At 58.3% G+C, this 20,250-nt stretch carries 11 protein-coding genes; 5 read left to right on the top strand and 6 right to left on the bottom strand.

The genetic code is table 11. The features are described 5' to 3' along the window. The first annotated feature begins 70 nt into the window (after nucleotides 1-70). Nucleotides 71-958, top strand: coding sequence for a DUF6492 family protein (locus tag ATC04_RS10955; RefSeq protein WP_152666819.1), 888 nt, complete (start codon nucleotides 71-73; stop codon nucleotides 956-958). A gap of 57 nt (nucleotides 959-1,015) precedes the next feature. Here the strand turns inward: ATC04_RS10955 and ATC04_RS10950 are convergent, their stop codons facing one another. From ATC04_RS10950 to ATC04_RS18850, 5 genes are all read right to left on the bottom strand, one after another. Next, entirely contained in the window at nucleotides 1,016-1,708 is a 693-nt protein-coding gene (locus ATC04_RS10950; RefSeq protein ID WP_152666820.1) for a chain-length determining protein, read from the bottom strand. Nucleotides 1,709-1,836: 128 nt separating this feature from the next. Next, nucleotides 1,837-3,222 carry an O-antigen ligase family protein gene (locus ATC04_RS18860; protein WP_160309075.1) on the bottom strand — a complete coding sequence of 462 codons (1,386 nt, stop codon included), beginning with the start codon at nucleotides 3,220-3,222 and terminating at the stop codon, nucleotides 1,837-1,839. 297 nt (nucleotides 3,223-3,519) lie between these two features. After that, the gene (locus tag ATC04_RS10945; protein WP_152666821.1) at nucleotides 3,520-4,887 is read right to left on the bottom strand and encodes a hypothetical protein; all 1,368 of its coding nucleotides are present in this window, start codon (nucleotides 4,885-4,887) and stop codon (nucleotides 3,520-3,522) included. Then, nucleotides 4,887-7,586, bottom strand: coding sequence for a WecB/TagA/CpsF family glycosyltransferase (locus ATC04_RS18855; protein WP_082123864.1), 2,700 nt, complete (start codon nucleotides 7,584-7,586; stop codon nucleotides 4,887-4,889). The genes ATC04_RS10945 and ATC04_RS18855 overlap by 1 nt, the downstream gene beginning before the upstream one ends. Beyond that, entirely contained in the window at nucleotides 7,561-8,238 is a 678-nt protein-coding gene (locus ATC04_RS18850) for an acyltransferase (protein ID WP_082123865.1), read from the bottom strand. Before ATC04_RS18850 ends, ATC04_RS18855 begins: the two co-directional genes overlap by 26 nt. A 1,306-nt stretch (nucleotides 8,239-9,544) precedes the next feature. Here ATC04_RS18850 and ATC04_RS18845 point away from each other — a divergent pair. From ATC04_RS18845 to ATC04_RS10915, 4 genes are all read left to right on the top strand, one after another. Beyond that, nucleotides 9,545-10,741, top strand: a complete 1,197-nt coding sequence (locus ATC04_RS18845; protein ID WP_200899414.1) for an acyltransferase — start codon at nucleotides 9,545-9,547, stop codon at nucleotides 10,739-10,741. Between the two features lie 345 nt (nucleotides 10,742-11,086). Next, nucleotides 11,087-11,827: a hypothetical protein gene (locus ATC04_RS19885; RefSeq protein ID WP_146956118.1), complete on the top strand. Its 741-nt coding sequence runs from the start codon at nucleotides 11,087-11,089 to the stop codon at nucleotides 11,825-11,827. A 3-nt stretch (nucleotides 11,828-11,830) separates the two neighbouring features. Continuing rightward, nucleotides 11,831-13,147, top strand: coding sequence for an MFS transporter (locus tag ATC04_RS10920; RefSeq protein ID WP_113607804.1), 1,317 nt, complete (start codon nucleotides 11,831-11,833; stop codon nucleotides 13,145-13,147). Beyond that, on the top strand, nucleotides 13,147-14,178 hold the full coding sequence (locus ATC04_RS10915) for a hypothetical protein (protein WP_047118890.1): 1,032 nt from the start codon (nucleotides 13,147-13,149) through the stop codon (nucleotides 14,176-14,178). The genes ATC04_RS10920 and ATC04_RS10915 overlap by 1 nt, the downstream gene beginning before the upstream one ends. 131 nt (nucleotides 14,179-14,309) lie before the next feature. On the opposite strand, the gene ATC04_RS10910 is transcribed toward ATC04_RS10915, so the two are convergent. Continuing rightward, the gene (locus ATC04_RS10910; RefSeq protein WP_052772327.1) at nucleotides 14,310-20,024 is read right to left on the bottom strand and encodes a DUF4082 domain-containing protein; all 5,715 of its coding nucleotides are present in this window, start codon (nucleotides 20,022-20,024) and stop codon (nucleotides 14,310-14,312) included. Nucleotides 20,025-20,250: the final 226 nt, after the last annotated feature.

The raw sequence follows: 20,250 nt of genomic DNA, 5'->3' as shown, positions 1-20,250 counted from the left end.
TTTCTTATCAAGGCTGGCCGATTCTTCGGTCAATCCCGATTATCGACCCGGTAGAAAGCGAGGGGTTAAGATGACTGATTCAACCAGACCCAAAAAAACCATGGTGGTTGTGACACCCAGCTATCGCCCAGATGCGGAACTTTGTCGTGACCTCAATGCTTCTGTCATGAAGTATTGTTCACCTGACATCGAACACCATATCCTCGTGCCCAATCGCGATTTGAACCTTTTCGCCGACATGGCCAATGAACGAACGAAAATTATCGGGGTGGATAGCCTTCTTCCCAAGAATATTTTCAGGATTCCCGGTGCGAACCTTTGGATCAATTTGGCTCGTCCGTTCCCTCCTCTACGAGGATGGATCGTGCAACAACTGGTGAAGCTGGGCTACGTGGCTTCTTTGGCTGCAGACTTGGCGCTGTTGATCGATTCAGACATTGTCTTCATCAACCCTGTCACGACAGACAGCTACACGCATGAGGGGGAAGCCCCCTTGTTCCGGCGCAGGGGAGGAGTGACCGAAGACATGCAGAGGCACGTTATCTGGCATCAAGTCTCTCATCGACTTTTGGGCCTCGAAGACCCTGGGCCCTGCCCTCTTCCCGACTACATAACGTGTCCTTGCTTGTGGGAGCCAACAATGGTCTCCAATTTGCTGGAACACATAGAAATTACCACGGGCGAGCATTGGGCCACCGCAATCGGGCGCAACCTGCACTTCTCAGAAATGATGCTCTATGGCGTATACGCAGAACACTTCCATGATCAGGCAGAACCACTACTGACTACGGATGCTAGCCAGGTTCACAATTATTGGGACGAAGTACCGTTGGACCAGGACGGGATGAAGGAATTCCTAAGTGGCGTGCGAGGCGAGCATCTTGCAGTCATGATTTCGGCTAGGTCCAACACGCCTTCGGAAGTTCGACGTCAGGCTTTCACAGAGTTCCACGGTTAGGTTCCGAAACGAAAACCTGCCGGAAATACCTCAGGGTATTTCCGGCAGGTTTTTTGGCTATCTTGAACTAATCCTGCGTGTGCGTTCAACAGGAACCAGAACTGGCCCTTGGGCGACCGTCTTGTTTTCCTGCGATGTATCTGGTTGTTCAGCAGCCGCGTGCGAGGAGGCATCATCAGTTGCATCTGCAGCATTCGCGTCCGAACCGTTGTGCTTAGAAGAGGACTTGCGAGCCTGTTTTCTAAGCCGAGCCTTCTTGACCGCCACACCCAGCGAGACGCTTGTCAGCATGAGAACGGCGCCGCCGATGAACACTACGATGACCGAACGTAGCCTGCTTGAAAACTGTTCGGTAGGTTTCTCTGGAGCGACCACAGTCAGCGACGTAAAGAGATACATGTCATCAGCCCCGTTGATCTTCTGGGCATCGTACAAATTCTTTTCTAGATGTTTACCTAGCGCCACCGCAGTTGCGACAGCATTCTCCGGGGTACTGGCCACGCCAGAAATATCGATGACGAACCCGTTGCTATTCACGCCCTGGCCCACCGCATACTCCGGTCCAAGGCCGGCACCTTCAATTTCAGCCGCCGTGCTGGCTGATTTCAGCTGGGTAACCATGACATCGGTGATCAAAGACGGATCCGATGAACGCAAGTATGGATTGTCCTTGTTCAATTTCGCCAGGGCTGGATTCTTTTCCAACTCTCGCTCGCTAGGCAATGTTGGATTTACTACCGCAACGCTCATGCTCGATTCGTAGGACCGAGGGCCGAATTGGTAGACATAGACGCCCGAGGCGATGGTAATTATGAGTACAGGCAGTACCCAAAACTTGTAAGTCCAAAGTGTCTTAAGGACGGCTAGCGGATCCATGATTAGGTACCCACCTTTCTGCGATTGTGTTTTTTAGTAGAAGTTGTTGCACCACTGAGTTTGTGTTTGTGCGACGGTCTTCCGCGGGCCAAATTCCAAGCAACTCCACCAAGTCCCGACAAGACCGGGAATGCCAAGGCGAAAACTGGAAATGAGAGGGAGTCAAAGGTTAGCGAACACGCAGCGCCCACTGAAATTCCCGCAGTTACGGCACCGGCAAAGCATTTGAGCGCTGGGTCTTTCAGCGAACAGGCGGCAACAGCCGTGGAGACTGCCGGCACAGCGAAGTACATGATTGTGGCTACCATCCCGACTAAGCCCAACGTCACTGCGGCACTCAAATACTGATTGTCAAGGAAGTAGATGGCGAAGTCCGGTATGTAGTTGCCAGGGCCTAACCCCAATACAGGATTTGCGTCGATCATCCGAGCAACACGAGGATAATTATCGGTTCGTGTGCTGATGGAAGGGTCAGATGTTCCAGAGAATAGAGATCCTGTCAGTGTGGTCACCATTCCCGGTATCGTGAGAAATACGAGCGCTCCAACCACAGGAATAATTAAGGTTGCCCATTTTCGGGCAAGTGCCGGCAGGAAAGGAAAGAAGATGAGAAGGGAGACTACTAGGCCGAGAATGCTCGATCGGGAGACAGTTGCCACCATCGAGAACGTCAGCAGTGCGCAACCTAGCCAGTGAAGCATTTTGCTACCTTTGGGATCGTATAACGCCCGCCAGATTGCAAGAGGAAGCACCATCGCAGAGACAACTGCCAGCTCAATTGATGTAAAAGTGGTGCCGGCAACACGAAGAAAAGTTCCGCGAACCTGAAAAGTGGTATCCCCACCGTTGTAGGTGAATCCGGGCATAGCCTGCTGGATCCATTCCACTGGATTGATTCGCAACGTAAACTGAATGGCCGCAATGACTGAGCAGACTACAGCGCCAGCTATGAACGGGCGTACGATTCGCAAAATTCCGTCAACGGAACGCGCAGCATGGGTAACTGTCAGCATCAATCCAGCGCTTGCTGCGATTAGGAGCAACCAGCGATCAGCGGCTGCCCGCGTGGTGATATTGCTACCGCCTGTCCAACCGGAAAACATCGCAACATAGGATAGGCACGTTGCTATCACCAGCGCTCCCAAAGCGAAACGCCCTGGATGTTTATCTTCCAGTGGGTTATGGAGTCCGAAAATACTTGAAGCGAACCAGACTGCAAACAACGACAACGCGAGCAACATCGGGACTGATCCAGACGCACCAATTGGTTCCAACACCATGCTTGACGGAATGGCGAAGATCGAGAACAATGCGATCTTCAATAAGTAGTATCCACGGCCATCATCCGAAGTTTGCGTGATACTGCCACGTATCAGTTTTTCGGCCATATGGACTTTAGATATTGCTACTGTGTTGTGCGAGTCTTTCGATTCCGGACGGATCCCCGGCTTAGTCATGTCTGGCAGCAGCTATGTACAAGACATGCTGCCGATACATGACTGGACATTGCTCCGCAGTCCCCAAAACTGCGTTTGAACACTCGTTTATACAACATATTTTCCCCAATTTTTCCCCCTATAAGTACACGATATCCTTGATCCGGCAAAGCCGGAAGCGGTTATTTGCAGAAACGACTGCATTACCCGAGAATCTCGTGTACCTTTCGTGCATCGACGCTTGCCTGCCTATCCGGACGTGGTCTTGCAGGTTGATGCGTCAATGCTAAATACTGCCAGCTGGTCATGCGATGTCAGGACATCGGCAAATTTGCCACCTGAGATTGGAACTTGTTTCTTGGCGAAGCTCTTTACCGCAGTTCCTTCGTCGATACATGGGACGTGCACCTCATATTCTTGATTACCAGATGATGTCGCCGTCAACAGGATGTATAGTTTCTTGCCTTTCAACTTGACCAGAGCATCGACATTTCCTGTCACCGAGACTCCTGATTCCACCGTTGGGGCGTTTAGAACTGGCGCCAGTTCTGAAATTCGCTGGTTGAGTGCAGTCACAGTCGCTTTCGGCTCGTCGCCGCAGTCCCGCAGAACATTGTGAGAGGCGCAGCTCCCTCCAAAACTATGGTTGAAGTAGACGACTCCTCTGGCGCCATGAACAATGCTGCTCCATACGGCTGCCTCGATCTGTTCTGGCTTGATAGTTGGACTTTGTTCTTCACCCGCAGGATGACCTACTTCGACGAAGGCCCACACGGGCTTCGACCCTTGAGGCCTGACCAAATCGCGTAGTCGATCGATGGTCCAACCGTAGTTTGAAGCCTTTCTGCATTCTTCGGTGCTTAGATCCCGTTGCTCTGGAAGCAACGTCCCGCCTTCCGATGCGCCGCAGATGTTCGTATCCGTGAACCAGTAATTGTCGGCCGAGACGATGTCGCCGAAGTCGCTGACGAATCGCGTAGCCGTTTCCGCAGATTCCCAGAAAGTGACACCCTTGCCGTAATTGACGTAGTCAATCTGCCCAGGAGATTTTTTCTTGCCGAGTTCCTCCAAAATTGTAAATCCGCAGGCCTGCTCGGCGGGGTCACAAATAGTTCCCTCACCTGGAGAATTGCCGGTCCATTTGGCATCTCCGCCGCGTCCCCACATATCCACTTCGTCGGGGAGAACGAACCCATTGGCTTCAGGAACTGTTGAGCTGGTGAATGCGATCATGCCTGCGCTTCGAATAGCGTCGACATCTGAGCCCCCGGTCAACTCGACATAGGTATTCAGCCCCATCTCCTTATCCCGTTGAATATCTGCGGGCTCCACAGCGGTGGCGAACCATACACCCAAGGGAAAGAATCCATCAGAGGTGGGCAACGGGTGCTTGAATTTTTCGGTTGATGATTTCGCACCGTCGACAGGTACCGTCTTGAGCACTGTCGATTCCTCAGGTGTAGGAACACCCGTTGATTCGAACACCTTTTCTTTGACTTGTTTATTCGGCTCCGCATTCAACTTCACAGGTTGTTCGCCGGGTGCACTGCTGCACCCGGCGAGAATCAGCGACAGGGCCAGAATTCCGCTGGTGTGAATACGTCGGCGAATTGTCATCAGGTACCCTGCTTGTCGATGCTTTGTGCCTGCGTGCGGCTTGAATCGTCCCGTTCCCAGAGGGGCGCTACCGTCGCTTCCAGTGCCTTTGCCCGGCGACGGGCAATCAAAACCAAGGACGCATAGGTGCAGGCATCGCCTAGTGACTGAAAACCACTGACGCTGGAGACCAATTCACTTAGAGTGCGTCGTGAACTTTCGTTTCGTACGTCTTTGTCTTTCTTTGCCTCGCGTTGGCCCCTGTAGTTCCGAGTCAAGACCCGAAGCAAAGAGGACACGTTACGCGGTGTCTGAACGCGGACGGGAATGGTAGGCAAGATGGCTTTCTCTTCGGCCGAGAACAATTCGTCGATGTAGAGGTCATCTGCTGTCAAGCTCGGGAACTCCGCGAAACGGGAACGGCCGTTGCGGCTCAGGGCATAGGCCCCGGCCCCCCACAGCGCCGTGCTGGTGGAGGGAATACGCCGCCTGGCACGGTAGAAGGAACGCACCAGCGGGCTTGCGTTCTTCGAATCGTATTCGAACGCAGGTCGCGCAGATAGTGTTGCTTCCGCCCCAAGGTGTTCAAAGGTCGTTCGTAAAGCCGACGGAGTGATAACGATGTCAGCATCAAGGTAAAGCCGAGGAAAGCAGTCTCCGGCGGCTTCTTCGGCCAGGTTCAGCGCAAAGACCTTTGACGGTACTTCAGTTTCAAGAACCTCCACTCCCTTGAAGGACCTGGCAATTTGAGCGGTGTTGTCGGTGCATCCATTGCAGGCGACAACGACCTTTACCAAATTGAGCTCCGCCAATTCAGCAAGCGGCATCAGCGTCTGACGTATAACATCAGACTCGTTGTGCGCCGGGATAATTATGCTTCCGAACGGAAAATGACCCAGTTCTACTGAATCGGTCTCTGCTGCAGGAAGACTATCCCACAGTCGTTCGTTGGCCACGATTCGATAGATGCCGCGGTGGGCAGGGCGCGTAATGCGCAGCAACTCGTGTAAACGGACAATTTGCAGATACAGCTGGGCGAAGCGCGCCGAATGATGTTTTCGAACGTACTTCACTCGGTTCACTGCCATAAGGGCGTTCAGTGCTGTGGAAGACCCAGATCCACCCATTTGATGCATCATGACAGCTTTTGGCTCGTACCAGCATTGCGCGCCCTCTTCTCTGGCACGTCTGAAGTAGTCAGTCTCCTCGGAATATAAGAAAAACTGTTCATCCCAGGCACCAAGCAGTTCATGAAGCCTGCGCTCCACCATAACGGCTGCGCCAGTTGCCCATTCCACTCGGTGTGGATGCTCGTAACTTTCGCGATCAAAATCGATTTCCGAGGCCCAGCCTGGGCGCTGCGAAAAACGCTCACCAAAGAACGCGTCACCCACTGCGCGCGTGATCGTAGGTTCCCTGCGCAGTGAAACGTATGTTTCGCCGTTTGGTTGAAGTAAGCGCGGAACGACGATGCCTGCACCCGACAGCTGCATCCTTCGAAGCATGGCGGAAATCGCCCCCGGATTTACGGTCAGATCCGGGTTGAGGACCAGTACGGCGTCGCAATCTCCGGAAAGCCCCCGGATATGATTGATCCCGCCAGCGTAGCCCAGATTGGCACCGGTCGGCACGCAGATCACATCTGGATAAGTGCCCAGCATCGCAACGGTTTCATCTGTGGAGCCGTTGTCTGCGACGATGACACGCAGATCCAACGTCAGCGCCTGCTCGCGCAGGCTTGCTATCAGTGCTTCCACGGAATCTGCATTGTTATAAGTAACAGCTAAGACGGTGACATCCGCATGCGCGTCGGGTCCGACAAAGCGGCCGAACGCTTTGAGTCCACGCACAGGCGCGACTGCATAGTTTGTGGGCATTGGAACCGGCCCTGAAGCTGCCAACATGCTTCCATCCTGTCTGATCATGGCAAGTCCAAGAGGGTTGTGCAAGAGGTAGCGCTGCGAGAGCCGCTTTGGTTCCAAGGCAAGGCGCCAAGCCCATTCCATACCGTTCAGAGCAACCCAAGATGGAGCTCGCTTGACGGCGCCAGCAAGAAAATCAACGACTGCGCCAAAGGCTAGGAGCACCTTGGCCCCGGTTGATGATCCGTAGGAAGCCATCCAAAGTTCCTGTCGAGGCTTGCCTAGTCCAACGACGAGAATATCGGTCTTCGAATCCTTGATCTGCGTCGCGAGCGAAACGCTGTATTCGTGGTCTTGAAGGTCTTTGCGATCCGGCGCCCAGAATCCTGTGACCTCTAGATCGGGTCGCTGTTCTGCCAGCTGATGCGCAAGCTGCTGCTGTACGTGCGGCGAGCCTCCCAAGAACCCTACTGACAACTTCTTGGATTCTGCTTCGTCAAGAATCGGGCCGATGAGATCGCTGCCCGCCAGACGGGGCCACTGTCGTCCCGTGAGCTGGCGTGATCGCTTAACCAAAGGAGCACCATCAAGCAGGGTCAACCAAGACATTGCCTTCGGATCTTGCAGGGTGTCTGTATCCCGCAGTGGGAATGTCGGATTTAGTGAATGGCCGATACTGCCATCCCAGCGGCTGCCATGCCCGAATTGCACGATATGGTCCAGGTTGGCTGAAACCACAGAAAGAGCGCTGTCTTGCGGGTCTGAAGCATGGTTAATGATATGTTGAACGGCTTCGCTTTGATCCATGAGGTCAACGACGATGCCCGACAATTTAATGCGTGGATGCAGGTGATTCATTGGACACCTCAAGGTGATGCGAGCGATTTTGAATTGGTTGCTGTAGGTTCGCAGAATCGTCCTCTGGGCACTCTGCCAGGACGCCGCCTGCTAGTCGATAGGACTCGTCTGTTTTAGGACAGACCCAGAGCCCGGGTGAGGTTTCCACGAGCTTGTAGCCGGCTTTGCCGACCCAGCCGATTTGCTTAGCTGGCACTCCGGCAACCAGTGCATGTGCGGGAACATCTTTTACGACCACGGCTCCGGCCGCGATAGTGGACCATGCCCCAATTCTTACCGGCGCCACACAAACGGCTCGGGCGCCAATTGCTGCTCCTGTTTCCACTACTACCGCTACTGCGTCCCAGTCATCATGCGACTTGGCGGTGCCGTCGGGATTGACGGCCCGCGGATTCAAGTCGTTGGTGAGCGTCACAGCCGGGCCGATGAAGACTCCATCGGCCAACTGTGCGGGTTCATAGACCAAGGCATAGTTCTGGATTTTGCAGTTGTCGCCTACGGTCACACCTGGACCAATGTATGCGCCGCGTCCAATGTTGCAGCCCTGTCCTACAACCGCACCTTCTCGGACCTGCGCCAGATGCCAGACATTAGTATTTTCACCGATTTCCGACAGCTCGGAAACATCGGCGCTGCGTTCAATATGAGTCATTTTTCCCCCAAGAAATGACGCTCCAAATAGATAGGAGCGGTCAGAACGGTTCGCTCAGCTGGCTGACCGTTGACAAGGTCGAGATTAGTTTTTCGAATGTGGCCAGGCAAGGCAACGTGGTTGCTTCCGGTGCTATTCGAGAACTTCGACAGGATGATTGCAGTGTTTTTCAAGTGGTTGCAAGTGTGCTTCCCAATGGTTATGGTTCAATTACTTAGAATTTCAAGTGACTGATCGGCAACGCGAAATCGGAAGCTAAACCCGTGAGAACTCTGGGCACGGAGCGACGCGGAATCGCCTGGCGCCATTTTCAGATATACGGGTGGAGCGCAGTAACAACATTCGGCCCTTCTTTATAAATGAATCTCCAATTTTCTGGATGCCTGTGTCTGATGCTCATCAAAAGGCGGCACGGATGCACAGCCATAACATTCGCGAATCCAAAACTAGAACTTCTAATCAAGGGTCGCTTCTTTCGCATCATCGAAATGTCGACATTGCGTGTATGGCCTCCCAAGCAACGTGCGGCAAACTCGTCAGCCAGGCCCTTGGGCTGGTGGCCCCTCGTTATCCGTCAAAGACGACGAAAAGTTGAGTTTGAGTAGGACTTAAGCGAGTGAGCCTGCGCAACGTATCCGAGCTGGGGCAAGGCCGAAGCCGCGTGTGTGTTCTCGTCGACTGGGAATGAGTTGGACCACCATCGGCCTTCCACTAGTCGCGAGTTAAAGCGAACCGCAGGGTGTAGGCCGATGAGGTTTGGCGCCATCGGAATGGTCCGGATCTGAGGAATGGAAGGTTGATTTGCAGCTGGATATGAAAATGAATTCGGGGATGATTTCTCAAGTTGTTGTGACCTGAGCATTAAGAAAATCAAAGTTGCGTCTCAGCTGATTGACCAAGCGAAGTCGGAGGAGCCAAATTTTTGATACGGCTATGGATAGTTTCTTATAATAGTCGGGGAAAGAAGCTCCTCTATTACCGGTGTAAATAGAGGACGAAATCGCGCTTGTCTGAGTATTTTTAGAGTACAAGAAAGTGTTATAGTTCACCTCAGTCTCGCGAATTGATCCATCTTTAATTTTGTGAATAATTGGCCGAGACTCCACAGGTCCATATCTGCTCATTTGCGGGCATTCTAAGCGATTCATTTTTTGTAATTTATGGAAGATTGATTGTGTGTTCAAGTAGCGGTCGATAGTGTGGTGCAAGAATTGTCTTTAAATCGAATCGCGAAGTTGCTGATTCGACCCCAAAAATATCGCTTAGGGTTTTGATGAGGAATTTTGTGTGGCTTCCAAAAAAGAAGATGATGACGCCTGACAGTGTCTCAAGTGGTCAAATGCAAGGTTCTATCCATATTGATCAGATGAATCAGAATTGCCGGAATCTGGAGGTCGAGGCAGCTGTGGAAAAAGATGCTAGCGAATCTGCAGCGCCTCTAAAAATGAAGTACTTGCCTCAGCTTGACGGTCTACGGGCATTAGCCGTCTTGGCTGTCGTTGTATTTCACGCGCGCACGACCTTGTTACCAGGCGGCTATATAGGCGTTGATGTATTTTTCGTGCTCAGCGGATTTTTGATTACTCAGATCATCAGCGCCGAAATCATGCGTTCGGGAGCGTTTAGTTTCAAGAACTTCTATCTTCGTCGTGCTCTGCGATTGTTCCCAGCACTCTTCTTAGTTGCATCAGTCTGGGCGCTGATCTATTGGTTGGTGCCCGGAATTCCTCAAGCTCATGAATCGCTTGTCGGGACGGCTGCCGCAATCACTTATTCGTCTTCATGGATCGCCGCCAACCACGCGGCCGATCTTGGCTCGATGCTTCCCACTTGGTCACTCAGCGTCGAAGAACATTTCTATCTTGTATGGCCGATCTTGCTGGTTCTTGGATTCAAGTTGCCCAAGCAATGGCGCTGGGTCGCTTTCACCATGCTTGGCCTTGTGCTCGTCTATCCGGTCATCATGTTCTTGACGGCCGGTTGGAGTCAAGATCGGCTGTATTACGCGCCGGATACTCGTGCCGGGCAACTCCTCGTTGGGTGTGCAGCAGCCCTTCTTCTTAATCGAATGCAAGTTAAGATTCCATCCGTTGTGGCTCTGGGGAGCGCCGTGGTGCTTGTCGGTTTTGCCTTCGTGGACGGCCGGATTCCTGTCAATGTCTACTCAAGAGGTGGAATCATTCTAATTCCGCTATTGGGATTGGTCATTGTTGTTTGGGCCGCACAACGAACTCGCGGTGTTGTACATCGATTCTTAAGTAGTAAACCCATAGTTTGGGTGGGGCAACGTTCCTATGGGATTTACTTGTGGAACTTACCTCTTATTGGCGCGTTGGCTTTTCTCGGATCCTCACCAGGAGCGTTGGCAGCCAAGGCGGTACTCTGCCTAGCTGTTCCGGCCGCTTCCTATGCATGGATGGAAAAACCATGTCTTAAACTCAAGGATCGCTTCTACACCAAAGCCGAGCGTAAGGCCCCATCGGCTGCCGCTGAAAATTCGTAGAGTGTAAGACGCGGCCCGAAGCGGCACGTCCGCAAATTTGCCGGAAGCAAGGTGAATCGAATCGAACACGATAGAGAATGTGCTCCGGCCCGACTCATCTTGTCCCAACGCCGCGCTCCAAACTTCCGCCGTAGCCAACGCCAGCCTGCTCGAAATCGGCAAAGGTGGCTGGCCGGCGAGAAATTTTGGAGTCAGCGGTCCCCAGACATCAGTTGATACGGCTGGTCTTGGTCGGACATGAGCGCTGAATTCGCACAGGTGCTATGCCAGACGGTGACACTGTCATAAGCTTGATTGTGGGAGTTATCGTGCCTTCTTGGGGGAAGGGGTAACGTTGGGGGAAAAATGAAAATCAGGACAATTATCATCGTCATGCTTGCAATCGCGGCGCTACTTTTTGGCGTCGGTTACGGGCTAAATCAGGCCGGCAATAGCAAAGCATCAGACCAGACGGATCAAATTTCTCCGGACGGGCAATCAAGCGACAAAGCAGCCGATGAATCACCTCAGGTTTCGCAAACACCGCAGACGAATACAACTGCTGCTCCGACCTCATCTGCAGACGGCAATCAGTCTGACAAAGACAGTCTTGCAGTAGATCCTCAGGCACAGCCGACGAGGCCTAGTTGGGATCCGAAGCCGAGCGCGCCGGACAGGCGATTGGAAATCAAGGCTGAGTCGTCGCCGTCACCAAGTGGCTTACCTTCAACGGAACCACGCACGGACGTCTTGAAAAAGGCGCCAAAAGCCGCCACCGCAGAAGGGAAACTGACTAAGGGATTCCCCAAAAAAGCGCTTCCTTTGCCACAATCTTCCGATGTAGAGAAGTCTTCGGTATCCGTGCAGTCTTCGATGGTCATGGTTGGAGTGCAGGGGCGAAGCAAGCAGAGCGTAGAGGACGTCCTCGCGTTCTACGAGTCGCACTTCAAGGATCTCCAGTGGCTGGCGAGCACCAGTACCGACGCTGACGGGAGCACCCGGTTGCAGGCGGGATTCGGTCAGGACACGGCCACGGTGACGCTGCACCAGCTGCCCACAGGACTGACCGAAATCAACGCCGCCGGCGTTTTCAAGGTCGAGGACTAGGGAATGTATCTGAGCCTCTCGGATTGGAGAAGCAACAAGGCGTCCAACACTTCGCGGGCCGCCCAGGTGGCGTTCAAGGCCTCTCCGACGGTCATTGCCCTGGGCATCGTGAGCATGCTGACCGACATCTCCTCGGAATCCGTCGCTGCCATCCTTCCCATGTACATCACCGGTGCACTGGGACTGTCCATGATTGCCTATGGATTTTTCGAAGGCCTGAACCAGTCGGCCAGCGCGCTGGTCCGCATCGCCGCCGGTTACGCCGCTGACCAGACCAGCCGGCCCAAACCGGTAGCTGTCGCAGGTTACGGGCTGTCAATGGTGGCCCGTGTCGGTCTGCTGTTTGCCACGGGCTTCGCCGGCATCGCGGCGGTGATCGGCGTGGACCGCGTGGGCAAGGGCATCCGCACGGCACCGCGCGATGCAATGATCCAGCAGGCCTCCCAGCCCGAGCATTTGGCGCGCTCCTTCGGCCTGCACCGGCTGCTGGACACCATTGGAGCCACGGTGGGTCCGATGCTGGCATTTGTCGTCCTGCTCCTGGTACCGGACGGATACCGGGCGGTCTTCGTACTGTCATTGGCCGTGGCGATTCTCGGTGTTGCGGTACTCGTGCTGGTAGTGCCCAATCGCAAGCTGGGAGCGAAGCCGCTTCCTGCAGCGCAGGCCCACAACTCGCCGGCTGCTACGGCGGAGGAGCCGGGACGGAGCATCCGGGCGCTGAAATTCAAGCCGATGCTGCGGATGCTGTCCCGCGGGCGGATGGGCAGGATGCTGTGCGCCGCCGGCTTGCTCGGACTGCTGACGGTCGGCGACGGTTTCGTATACCTGGCGCTGATGGCGCACGGGACGATGGACTACTTCTGGTTCCCGCTGCTATTCGTCGGTTCAAACCTGGTGTTCCTGCTACTGGCAATCCCGCTGGGCAAGCTCGCAGACCGGACGTCCCGGGCCGCGGTATTCGTCTTGGGCCATCTCGCCTTGGCTCTCGCGTACCTGTGCGCCAGCGGGGGAGGATCGCTGATCTTCATCGTTTCGGCGCTGGCGGCGCTGGGGCTGTTCTACGCGGCGACCGACGGCGTGCTGGCGGCCCTGGCTGGCCAGCTGTCGCCGGAGGGGTCGGTGTCCACTGGCATCGGCGCTGCGCAGACGGTGGTGGCCGTGGCCCGCTTGCTGTCCGCCACGGGCTTCGGCGTGCTGTGGGTGTTGTTCGGGGCGAACCTCGCCCTGCTCGGCGCCGCAGCCCTGCTTTTGCTCGTAGTCCCGCTGGCTTGGTATCTTTTGCTCGGAAAATCCTCCCAGCCAGCTGAAGAGAACTGATGAGCGATACGGAGCCCAAGGGCCTAGGAAAAAAGAGGACATTGGTCCTGATAGTCATTGCGGTGCTGGTGCTCGGTGCTGCCGGCGTCTACAGCGTGCAGGCCTTCCAGCGCTACCAGGAACGCACAAGCGGCGCCTCGGCGGCTGCACTGCGCGATTCCATGCCGGAAGGTGACCGCATCGTTTTCCGCAATACCGCCCCGGGCGAGGGCTACGGTTCAATGGCCGCCGTTGCCCTGAATGCGCCGTCAGGCCAGCGTGCCTTGACGGACATCTCCTGCGACCGGGTGGCCGAGCGCGCGGGGCTGGTGTCATGCATGAAGACACGCCGTGGAATCCCCACGACCTTCGAGAACGACGTGCTCGACGCTGAGGGAAATCTTGTTGAAACCCTGCCGCTTCCGGGCATCCCGAGCCGCACCCGTATTTCTGACGGCGGGCTGGTGGCGACCACGTCATTCGTGACAGGTCATTCCTACGCGGCCGGGAGCTTTTCCACCGAGACCACGGTGACCAGGGCCGACGGCACCGGGTATGGAAACCTTGAAGACTTCACCATGATGGTTGACGGCGAGGAGCTCACTGCCGTGGACCGCAACGTCTGGGGTGTCAGCTTCGTCTCCGAAAACGAGTTCTACGTGACCGTCGCCTCCGGAGGCAAAACCTGGCTGATGAGGGGGAGTTTCTCCGCCAAGACCTTGACGTCGGTCATCGAGAACGCCGAGTGCCCTTCGGTATCCCCGGACCGGAGCCGTGTCGCCTACAAGAAACGCACCGGTTTGGGAGCGACGGTGCATTGGGACATCGCTGTGCTTGATCTGAAAACCGGCAAGGAAACGATCATCGGCTTGCGTGACGGATTCGACGACCAGCTTGAATGGCTGGACAACGACCGGCTGCTCTACGGTGTTCCGCGGGCCGGAGAAATGGGCGACAGCGACGTCTACGTCATTGATGCCCGTGCGGAGGCAGAACCCGAAGTGCTCATCGAGCACGCATGGTCGCCATCGGTCGTGCGAACGGCCGGTTAGCCTGGCGGCGCCAGGGGCGGGACAAAAGAATGCGTGGCCGGGGAGAAATGTTTCTCCCCGGCCACGCATGTTTTTCGACGTCTGCTCCCTTTGCAACCCGTGTGCCCGCGTCTGCGGTTCTCCTATTGCTCTCAAGCCTCAGGTGGCCTGGAGGGCTGCTGCGCCGCGTGGTCCGTGTCGCTTGGCGTCGGGGTTGGTGTTTCATCGGCGTCCGCGGTGGGTGTGGCAGTTTCCGAGGGCTGGTCTGGCCCGGAGGAAGCGGCAGTCTGAGACGGCGTCGTTGTCTCCGGTGCCGGGGATTCGGCTGGCGTACCGGAGTCCTGCTTCGCCGGGGCAGGGCCGCCCGCGGCTTTCCGGGCCGCCGGGGCCTGCGTCACCGAATACAGCAGATCCGCGAAGTAGTTGCTGTGGTTCCAGGAGCTGGTCGGCCTGCTGCCGGAGCCGTAGGCGTACAACCCGTTGCTGCCCGACAGGCTCAACGCCGCGTTGCTCTTCCCGTTGGCGAAGTCCGCACCAGTGACGACATACCCGCCGTTGGGCGCGTGGTAGGAGACCGTGAACTGCTCGCCGGAGCTGATCGCCACCGGTGCGCTCAGGTAGGCGGTGTACCAGCCTGGAGCCGCGGCCGGCCCGAAGGTCGTGGTGGCCAGCAGGTTGCCTTGGGAGTCCCATAGGCTTCCGCTGGATGCCCCGGTTCCGGTGCTGCCGCGGTAGTAGCGGATGGCGTGGACCGTCAGGTCCGCGGAAGCCTCCAGATGCATTCCCAGCTCAACCTCGCCGGTATCCTGCGGATCCAGCGTCTGCGGGACCTGGTCTCCCAGGAAGGAGTCCAGCTGGATCTCCGCACCGGAGGTGTGGACGGTCCAGGGCGCGATGGAGGCCGCGGCGGAGTCGACTCCCCGGATGTTCTGCGGCGTCACTGTCAGCACGCTGCTTTCCGGCAGGGCGGCCGCCGGGGTGAACGTCAGGGTGGTGCCCTGCTGGCCCAGCTGCGAGATCCCCTGGATCTCGCCGTCCGGGCCGCTGACCTTCAGCGAGGCTCCGCTTTCCAGCGCCTGGCTGAAGGTTGCGCTCAGCGTGCTGTCCAGGGCGATGTTCGAGGCTCCGGCTTCCGGGTTGCGTTCGGTGACGGTGACCGGCTCGGCCTTCGGGACAAACCTGACATCCACCAGGTAGCTGGTGGTTACCGAGCCGGCTGGGTAGCCTGTGCCGTAGGTGTAGTGGCCGGCCTGCGCGCTGGTCTTCAGGTGCCCGGTTTGCGTTGCCGCAGCGAACTTGCCCGGGGTCGCCGGATAGATGCCGTTGCTGCGGTAGGCGGCCACGTAATCGTTGTTCGGCTGGATCTGCACCGGTGTCTCGAAGGCGGCGTACTGCCAGCCGGAAACGTTGGAGTCGGGGAACTGGACAGTTGCCAGCACCTCGCCCGTGGTCGAGTACAGCGTGCCGGTATGCGTTCCGGTTTCTCCGATGCTCCGGTAGAACTCAAGCCCGGTCAGCTTTCCTTCGACGTCCGAGGAGAACCTGGTGCCCAGGGTCACCGGCGTTCCGTCGTCTATCGCCGGGACTGTCGGTGTCTCGGTGTTGCCGAACAGTCCGCACGGGCAGTTCGCTGGATCCTCCGGCACCGCGGCCGTCCGGAATGAATAGGAGGACGGGTTGGCGAAGCCTTCGGGTTCCCCGCTGATGGAGAATTCCACGGTGTAGACGGTGTCCGCCTGCAGCGGGGCCTGCGGGGTGAAGGTCAACGTGGTCCGCTCGGTGTTCAGCGCCGCGGCACCGCCCACGGCAGTTCCGCCCTGCTTCAGGGATAGGGTCGAGCCCTCGGCCACCGCGCGGTTGAACGTGGCGGACACCGGAGAGGTGGCCTGGACCGATGAAGCCTGCGCTTCGGGGCTGCGGGAGGTGACCTTCAGGTCGCTCGGTGCCGAGCTGCTCGGGGATGGCGTTTCGGTGGGCTGCCCGGAGCCGGAGAGGCTTCGGTAGACCAGGTCTGCGAAGTAGTTGCTGTTGTTCCAGGAACTGCTTGGCATGGACCCGGAGCCGTAGCCGAAGACGCCGTTGAAGCCCTTCAGCGACAGGATGCCATCGGACTTGCCGTTGGCGAAGTCAGCTCCGGTGAAAACGTACCCGCCCTTGGGTGCCTGGTAGGAGACCGTGAACTCGGCGCCCGCGGCCAAGGTGACCGGGGTGCTCAGGAACGCTGTCTGCCATCCTTGGGCGGTGGTGGCCGGGAAGCGGGCGGTGCCCAGCAGGTTGCCCTGCGCATCCCAGACGCTGCCGGTGTGCTCGCCGTATCCCAGCGGACCCTGGTAGTAGCGCAGCGCCTGGATCTCGACGTCCTGGCTGCTGGTGAGCCTGATGCCAAGCTCAGTCGCCGCGGAATCCGACGGATCGAGGTTTGCCGGTTCCTGGGCGCCCAGGAAGGTGCGCAGCTGCTCATCGCCGCCCGCGGTGCGGAAGGTCCACGCAGGGATCTGCGCCGCACCGGTGTCCACACCGGAGATGTTCTTCGGCGTGACGGTGATGACGCTCGCCGCGGGCAGCGGCGCGGCAGGGGTGAAGGTCAGTTTCTTCGCATCCTCCGACACCGCCGTGGTTCCGGCGATGGCGTTGCCTGAGGAGCTGACCTCCAGTTGCGCCCCAGCCTGAAGCGGCTGGCTGAAGGTCGCGGTGACCCGCGAGTCGACCGGGGCGTCGAAGACGCCGCTGGCCGGGGTGCGCTGGTCAAGGCTGACTGGTTTGCCCTTCGGCTGGAAGCGGACGTCCACCAGGTAGCTGCTGGAGACCATCGCGTTGGGGAACTGGTCGCCATAGGTGTAGTGCCCTGCCGAAGCGCTGGTGCGCAGCGGGCCGACCTGCGTCGGGCTGCCCAGTGCACCGGGGGAGACCGGGTAGATACCGTTGCTGCGGTAGGCCGCCACGTACTCGGTGTTCGCGGAGATGGTCACCGGGGTGTCGAAGGCGGCGTACTGCCAGCCGACGGCCGAGTCATCCGGGAAGGTGGCTTCGGCGAGCTGCTGTCCGGTGGCGGAATACAGCCATCCGGTGTGCGCTCCGGTCTCACCCGGGCTGCGGTAGAACTCCAGTCCGAGCAGCTGTCCGTCTTCGGTGGCGGAGAAGCGGGTTCCCAGGGTGACCGGCTGGCCGTCATTGACGGCCGGCACGGCGGGAACTTCCGCATCCCGGTACAGGCCGCACGGGCAGTCGTTGGGATCCGCCGGCGTGGCAAGCACCGTGGTGAAGCTCCAGGTGCCTCCGCTGCTCACCGCGTTGCCGGTGGTATCGGTGGCGGTGACCTGCGCCGTGTAGGTGGTGCCCTTGGACAGTTCCGCCTGCGGGGTGAAAACCGCCTTGCGTGTTGCCGCGTCATAGGCGGTGCTGCCCGGCACTGCCGTATTGGAGCCGTCCTTCAGCGTGATCTGGACCGACCCGGGATCCACCTTCTTGGACAGGGTGGCCGTGATGGGTGTGGTGGTCGGGACGCTGCGCGCGGTGTCGATTGGGGAGTGGCCGTAGGCGTTGAGGCTGATGGATTCCCCGGTTTCGAAGACCGCGTCGACGAAGTAGTTCGCCCGGTCCCAGTCACGTGTGGGGAAGCCGGTGCCGCTGGTGAACAGGCCTGCCGACGGGACCCCGAAGCCTCCGGCGGCGCCGATCGGGTTCGCCTCGGATCCGCGGTAGGCGAAGTCCTGGGTGACCGCCGAGTAGTGCCCGTTCGGCGCGTGGTAGGAGACCACGAACTCGTCTCCGGCCCGGGCTTCCACCGGCTTGGCGAAGCTTGCGGTCTGCCAGCCTTCGGCGGATTCGTTGGAGAACGTCACGGTGGCCAGCTCGGTGCCGTTCAGCGACCACAGCGTTCCGGTGTGCGTGCCGGTGTTGGCCTTGGACTTGTAGAAGCGCACCCCTGTCACGTACCCGTCGGTCTGCGCGGTGAATCGCAGGCCCAGTTCCACTGCCGCCGAGTCGCCGGCATCAGCGGTGTCCGGCACCCGTTGGCCGAAGACGCTGTAGGGCCCGGTGATCTGCAGCGGCACTTCGGTGGCCTGCTGCGGATAGTTCGCGGAGTCGTCCACCGCGCGCACCAGCAGCTGCTCCTCGCCGCTGCCTTCCTGCACCGCGGTGAAGCTCCAGTTGCTCGATCCCTGGGCGGCCTTCCAGGTGGTTCCGCCGTCGAAGGAGTACTCCACGGCGGCGACCCTGCCGCCGGTGTCGCTGGCTGTGCCCTTGACGGTGATTTTCTCTCCGTTGCGCACCGATCCGGTGGGCGCGGTGGTCACGTTGACAGTGGGCGCCGTGGTGTCCTTGGGGGCGGTGGGCATAACCAGCCCGCTCATCAAGGTGGTCGGCAGGCTGTCCATGTCAGCGAGCAGGTTGACCTGGGCCTGCTGCATGCGGGAGTCGGCCGGCGCGCCATTGCCGTCATGCCACTGGTCCAGGCTCCAGGACCACTGCACCGAGCCGGTGGAGAAGACCAGTGCCCCGCTAGCCGCGCGGTACATGGTCGTATGGTGGGTGGTATTGCCAGCGGCCACGGTATTGCCGAAGTCCTGCAGGTATTCGGGCACCTGGCCAGTGGTGGTGGACAGGTGGATCAATCCCGGCGGGCGGAAGCCGTTGGGCAGATCTTCATTTGATTCGTAGCCCACGGTGTGCGGGGCAAGCTCGGTTTTGCTGCCCGGGCTTTGCGCATTCAGCGGCGTATCGCGCCACAGGCGCATCTTGCCTTCCTCGGCATTCACTGTCACTGGCAAATCCCCGCTGTTGACCACGTAGGCGGTGCCGGTCAGTCCGTTTTCCGGAAGTCCGCCGCCGTTGGCGGTCGAGGCGAAGCGCGGGTCGCGCCATGTTCCGGTCCATTCGGTGGCCGGATCGATCTTGTTGTTGCCCCAGGTTTCCTTGTAGGTGACCAGCGTGCGGTAGTCCTTCTGGTCAGTGGGCGACTTCTCGTAGCGGGTGCGCCAGTACACCTCGTTGCCGGTCAGGAACTGCAAGTTGACGCCTGCGTCCCGGGCGTCCTCGACGTTCTTGCGCTGCTGGCCCGACCAGTATTCGTCGTGTCCCACGGAGACGAAGACCTTGTGGTTCTTCAGCAGCTGCCCGTGCCGGTCCGTGTCCACGCCGGAGAAGTAGCTGACGTCGTAGCCGTTGCGCTCCAGAAAGCGCACCAGCGGGTATTCGGCCCCGAAGTAGAAGTCGCGGGCCTCCACGCCCGCCCGGGTGGCGAAGGGCCGGTTGTAGCTGAGCTTGAAGGCTCGGCCGTTGTCCGCGCCGGAGTAGAAATCCGAGCCGCCGTACAGGTTGTAGGCGTGCCAGGTGGGATCCGAGGTCTGGACCAGCACGTCGGAAGTGCTTGCCTCGTTGCGCACGATGAAGGTGATGTGGCTGGATCCGCCGGTGTCCTTGCGCGTGAGCTTGGCCAGGTACACCCCGGAGACGGCGTCAGCCGGGACGTCCCAGGACGCGGAGACATCCCATGTGCCGCAGTCGGTCAGTTCCGTGGTGACGTCGGTGCGGCAATCGCGCTGGTGTTGGGGGAGCGGAACGCTAGGTTGCACCGAGGCAATCTTGCGGGCGCCCAGGCCCTGGTACCAACCGGTGCGGTAGATGTCTATGGTGTAGGCGCTGGCATCCGTGTCGATCTTGAAGTCGACGCGCTGGCCCACGTTGACGCTGATGTCGGTGGCGAATCCCTGGATGGAGTCGTCCCCGGCACCGTCGATGTCCCATTCGTCGAAGGACGTCCCCGCTTTGGAGTTTTCGCAGACGATGGCGTTGACGTCCGGGCCGCAACCGGGTGTTACCGCAACTGCGGGAACCGCCGTCAATCCGACGGCGACCAGTGCCAACGCAGGACAAGCCGCCGCGGCGATCCTCGCGGTCCGGCTGAGTGTCTTTATAAAGCGGCGTGTCATCCCCATGACAAAGCCCATTTCATCCCCCAATGATGCGTCTGACGACGCGCGAGCGTGGATGCCGCCGAATCAGCAATTCTCCGGGGCATGCCCAGCATACGGCTAAATACAACCCTTAACGTATGCGAATTGGAGAATCGAGAAATTACTGAGTATGAAT

The organism is Arthrobacter sp. YC-RL1 (assembly GCF_001454985.1).
GTDB lineage: Bacteria > Actinomycetota > Actinomycetes > Actinomycetales > Micrococcaceae > Glutamicibacter > Glutamicibacter soli.
Note: the sequence above shows the minus strand (reverse complement) of the source record. Positions and strands in the feature narration are given on the sequence as shown.